We start from the raw sequence: 5567 nt of genomic DNA, 5'->3' as shown, positions 1-5567 counted from the left end.
ACTTTTGCACCCGCTTTTAGAAAGGGAGCGAAGTTCATAGGAATAGACTAAAAGAATATTTTTCAAAAAAAGTTTTGTCAGTTTGAAAAAAGGTTGTACCTTTGCCCCCGCTTTCAAAAAGGGAGCGTTAAGTTCAAGAAGCGGACTAAAAAAAATGAAAAAAGATTTGATAGTTTGTGAAAAAGGTTGTACTTTTGCGTCCGCGAATAAAGCGAGAAAGTTCATTAAGAAATATTGATAATACAGCACAGAAAGATTTAGACTAGGCGATTTTCGGAGAGAGTCAAAAGAGATTAAAGAAATAACGATGAAGAGTTTGATCCTGGCTCAGGATGAACGCTAGCGGCAGGCCTAACACATGCAAGTCGAGGGAGAAGCCCTTCGGGGCAGAAACCGGCGCACGGGTGCGTAACGCGTATGCAACCTACCTTTCACAGGGGGATAGCCCGGAGAAATTTGGATTAATATCCCATAATATTGTTGGATGGCATCATTTGGCAATTAAAGTTACGATGGTGGAAGATGGGCATGCGTCCTATTAGCTAGTTGGCGAGGTAACGGCTCGCCAAGGCGACGATAGGTAGGGGTCCTGAGAGGGAGATCCCCCACACTGGTACTGAGACAGGGACCAGACTCCTACGGGAGGCAGCAGTGAGGAATATTGGTCAATGGTCGGAAGACTGAACCAGCCATGCCGCGTGCAGGAAGGCGGCCTTATGGGTTGTAAACTGCTTTTATATGGGAAGAATAAGGAGTACGTGTACTTTGATGACGGTACCATATGAATAAGCATCGGCTAACTCCGTGCCAGCAGCCGCGGTAATACGGAGGATGCGAGCGTTATTCGGAATCATTGGGTTTAAAGGGTCTGTAGGCGGGCTATTAAGTCAGGGGTGAAATATTTCAGCTTAACTGGGAAATTGCCTTTGATACTGGTAGTCTTGAATATTTGTGAAGTTTTTGGAATGTGTAGTGTAGCGGTGAAATGCATAGATATTACACAGAACACCGATTGCGGAGGCAGGGGACTAACAAATAATTGACGCTGAGAGACGAGAGCGTGGGGAGCGAACAGGATTAGATACCCTGGTAGTCCACGCTGTAAACGATGGATACTAGCTGTTTGGTAGGAATATTGAGTGGCTAAGCGAAAGTGATAAGTATCCCACCTGGGGAGTACGCACGCAAGTGTGAAACTCAAAGGAATTGACGGGGGCCCGCACAAGCGGTGGAGCATGTGGTTTAATTCGATGATACGCGAGGAACCTTACCAAGGTTTAAATGGTGACTGACGTACCTAGAGATGGGTATTTCTTCGGACAGTTATCAAGGTGCTGCATGGTTGTCGTCAGCTCGTGCCGTGAGGTGTCAGGTTAAGTCCTATAACGAGCGCAACCCCTATTGATAGTTACCAGCACGTAAAGGTGGGGACTCTATTGAGACTGCCGGTGTAAACCGTGAGGAAGGTGGGGATGACGTCAAATCATCACGGCCCTTACATCTTGGGCTACACACGTGCTACAATGGTCGTTACAGAGAGCAGCTACTGCGTGAGCAGGTGCGAATCTTAAAAGACGGTCACAGTTCGGATCGGAGTCTGCAACTCGACTCCGTGAAGCTGGAATCGCTAGTAATCGCATATCAGCCATGATGCGGTGAATACGTTCCCGGGCCTTGTACACACCGCCCGTCAAGCCATGGAAGCTGGGAGTACCTGAAGTTGGTTACCGCAAGGAGCTACCTAGGGTAAAACCAGTGACTGGGGCTAAGTCGTAACAAGGTAGCCGTACCGGAAGGTGTGGCTGGAACACCTCCTTTCTAGAGAAAAGACTGTTGAAGAGGGTGCTTAGTTTAAATCTGTGTTGTGTTATTAAAGAATAAAAAGGAAAGCAGTCTCATAGCTCAGCTGGTTAGAGCGCTACACTGATAATGTAGAGGTCGGCAGTTCGAGTCTGCCTGGGACTACAAAAGCGACAGAGCTGTAAAAGAAGGAAATTCTAGAAGCCGAGTAAAGTGAAAAGCGAAGGATGAAGAGTGAAGAGAGAGTAAATTTAGATAGATTAAATATTCATTTTTCACTAGACACTATTCACTACAAAAGGGGAATTAGCTCAGCTGGCTAGAGCACCTGCCTTGCACGCAGGGGGTCAAGGGTTCGAATCCCTTATTCTCCACGATTCTCAAGGTGCTATAGTTCTATAATTTTAATAGATCTATAACTTAAAGAGAAACAAGTTCATTGACATATTGGATAAGATATCAAAGAGAAAAACAAGTAGATACAAGAAAGAATAGGTAAGTTTTAATGATTAAAGCGGTAATGAATAATGAATAACCATTGAGCATTAACCCATAGTCATTAAAGACTACTACATACGAGTACAATAAGTTATGTAAGGGCGTATGGGGGATGCCTAGGCTCTCAGAGGCGAAGAAGGACGTGATAAGCTGCGAGAAGTTGCGGGGATTGGCACATACGATATGATCCGCAAATATCCGAATGGGGCAACCCAGTACACGGGAGGTGTACTACATCGTAAGATGGGCGAACCCGCTGAACTGAAACATCTAAGTAGGCGGAGGAGAAGAAAACAAGAGTGATTTCCAGAGTAGTGGCGAGCGAAATGGGAGGAGCCCAAACCTGTATTGTTTTGGCAATGCAGGGGTTGTAGGACTGCGAGATTTGCTGTTTATCGAATTAGAACACCTTGGAAAAGCGTGACCAGAGAGGGTGAAAGTCCCGTATAGGTAAGATAAATAAGTGATAGCAGGATCCTGAGTAGGTTGGGGCACGAGGAACCTTGACTGAATCAGCCGGGACCATCCGGTAAGGCTAAATACTCCTGAGAGACCGATAGTGGACGAGTACCGTGAGGGAAAGGTGAAAAGCACCGTGAATAACGGAGTGAAAGAGACCCTGAAACCATACGCTTACAAGCGGTCGGAGCGGCTGAGGCCGTGACGGCGTGCCTTTTGCATAATGAGCCTACGAGTTACTGTTACTGGCAAGGATAAGCACTTAAGGTGCGCATTCGTAGCGAAAGCGAGTCTGAATAGGGCGTTGAAGTCAGTAGGAGTAGACGCGAAACCTGGTGATCTACCCTTGGGCAGGTTGAAGCACTGGTAACACAGTGTGGAGGACCGGACTGGTTGTCGTTGAAAAGACTTCGGATGACCTGAGGGTAGGGGTGAAAGGCCAATCAAACTGGGAAATAGCTCGTACTCCCCGAAATGCATTTAGGTGCAGCGTTGTGCTAAAGTTTAATAGAGGTAGAGCTACTGATTGGATGCGGGGGTTTCACCGCCTACCAATTCCTGACAAACTCCGAATGCTATTAAATGTTACACAGCAGTGAGGGCTTGGGTGCTAAGGTCCAAGTCCGAGAGGGAAAGAACCCGGACCATCAGCTAAGGTCCCCAAATATGTGCTAAGTTGGAAAAACGCGGTTGAACTGCATAGACAGCTAGGATGTTGGCTTGGAAGCAGCCATACATTTAAAGAGTGCGTAACAGCTCACTAGTCGAGCGGCTCGGCATGGAGAATAAACGGGCATAAGCATATTACCGAAGCTATGGGGATATACGATAGGTATAATCCGGTAGGGGAGCATTCTATGGGCATTGAAGCTAAAGACGTGAGTTATAGTGGAGCCTGATAGAAAAGAAAATGTAGGCATAAGTAACGATAAGGCAGGCGAGAAACCTGCCCGCCGAAAGATCAAGGTTTCCTCAGCTATGCTAATCAGCTGAGGGTTAGTCGGGGACTAACGCGTACCCTTTCAGGGGAAGTGGATGTACAACTGGTTAATATTCCAGTACTAGTATTTCAATAGAAGTGACGGAATGAGATATATGCTGCGCACAGACGGAGTTGCGTTAAAGGTGTTGTTATGGCACTGATAGTACACTTAGGCTACGGCCGAGGTGATAGCATAGACAACGTTTCCAAGAAAAGCGAGAGATACTACCCGTACCGTAAACCGACACAGGTGATCGGGAAGAGAATTCTAAGGCGCTCGAGAGATTCATGGCTAAGGAACTAGGCAAAATAGACCTGTAACTTTGGGAGAAAGGTCGCCTATCGCGAGATAGGTCGCAGTGAAGAGGTCCAAGCGACTGTTTATCAAAAACACAGGACTCTGCAAAATCGAAAGATGAGGTATAGGGTCTGACACCTGCCCGGTGCTGGAAGGTTAAGAGGAGGGCTTAGCGTTGAGCGAAGGTTTGAATTGAAGCCCCAGTAAACGGCGGCCGTAACTATAACGGTCCTAAGGTAGCGAAATTCCTTGTCGGGTAAGTTCCGACCTGCACGAATGGTGTAACGATTTGGACACTGTCTCGGCCATGAGCTCGGTGAAATTGTAGTATCGGTGAAGATGCCGATTACCCGCAGTGGGACGAAAAGACCCTGTGCACCTTTACTACATCTTCGTATTGACCTTGGATAAGTGATGCGTAGGATAGGTGGGAGACATTGAATCGGCTATTCTGGTAGTTGTGGAGTCGTTGTTGAAATACCACCCTTTGCTTATCTGAGGCCTAACCCTCTTGAAGGGAGGGGACAATTCGTGGAGGGTAGTTTGACTGGGGTGGTCGCCTCCAAAAGCGTAACGGAGGCTTCTAAAGGTTCCCTCAGCACGCTTGGTAACCGTGCGAAGAGTGCAATGGCAGAAGGGAGCTTGACTGAGAGACCTACAAGTCGATCAGGTACGAAAGTAGAGCATAGTGATCCGGTGGTTCCGTATGGAAGGGCCATCGCTCAAAGGATAAAAGGTACGCCGGGGATAACAGGCTGATCTCCCCCAAGAGCTCACATCGACGGGGGGGTTTGGCACCTCGATGTCGGCTCGTCACATCCTGGGGCTGGAGAAGGTTCCAAGGGTTGGGCTGTTCGCCCATTAAAGTGGCACGCGAGCTGGGTTCAGAACGTCGTGAGACAGTTCGGTCTCTATCTACTGTGGGCGTTAGAAATTTGCGTGGAGCTGACTCTAGTACGAGAGGACCGAGTTGGACTAACCGCTGGTGTATGAGTTATTCTGCCTAAGGGTATAGCTCAGTAGCTAAGTTAGGAGTGGATAAGTGCTGAAAGCATATAAGTACGAAACCCACCACAAGATGAGATTTCTTTAGAGGGTCGTGGGAGATGACCACGTTGATAGGTTACAGGTGTAAAGGTGGTAACATCAAAGCCGAGTGATACTAATAACCCGAAGACTTATTGTACGAAATTCTTTTTAATGATTAATGTTCAATGATTAATGTTCAATCATAGTATTAAACGATAATCATTATGAAATTAAACATTGTTTTGGTGTCTTATCCAATGGAGTCAATTAAGTGAAGAGCGAAAAAGTTACATAAGACTTTCTATTTGCTAAGCGTTATACACGATTCACTAAAAGTATAAGTGTTGAGAAGAACTATTCACTATTAGTTTTTCACTAATCACTAAGAGTTTAAGGTGGTTAAAGCGGAAGGTCTCACCTCTTACCATTCCGAACAGAGAAGTTAAACCTTTTAGCGCAGATGGTACTGCAATTTGTGGGAGAGTATGTCGCCGCCTTCTT

At 46.6% G+C, this 5567-nt stretch carries 2 tRNA genes and 3 rRNA genes; all 5 read left to right on the top strand.

Annotated elements, in window-relative coordinates:
* The first annotated feature begins 304 nt into the window (after positions 1–304).
* The 5 genes from HMPREF9071_RS10830 to rrf all read left to right on the top strand — a co-directional run bounded on the left by HMPREF9071_RS10830 (position 305) and on the right by rrf (position 5566).
* A 16S ribosomal RNA gene (locus HMPREF9071_RS10830) occupies positions 305–1818 on the top strand.
* A 73-nt stretch (positions 1819–1891) separates the two neighbouring features.
* A tRNA-Ile gene (locus HMPREF9071_RS10825) sits at positions 1892–1965 on the top strand.
* A gap of 135 nt (positions 1966–2100) precedes the next feature.
* Positions 2101–2174 (top strand) — tRNA-Ala (locus tag HMPREF9071_RS10820).
* Positions 2175–2382: 208 nt separating this feature from the next.
* Positions 2383–5223, top strand: a 23S ribosomal RNA gene (locus HMPREF9071_RS10815).
* Positions 5224–5457: 234 nt separating this feature from the next.
* Positions 5458–5566 (top strand): 5S ribosomal RNA (gene rrf, locus HMPREF9071_RS10810).
* The 16S, 23S and 5S rRNA genes sit together here with 2 tRNA genes alongside, the layout of an rRNA operon.
* Position 5567 lies beyond the last annotated feature (1 nt).

The sequence above is a fragment of the Capnocytophaga sp. oral taxon 338 str. F0234 genome, from assembly GCF_000192225.1.
Lineage (GTDB): Bacteria > Bacteroidota > Bacteroidia > Flavobacteriales > Flavobacteriaceae > Capnocytophaga.
This window is presented reverse-complemented; position numbering and strand designations above follow the sequence as displayed.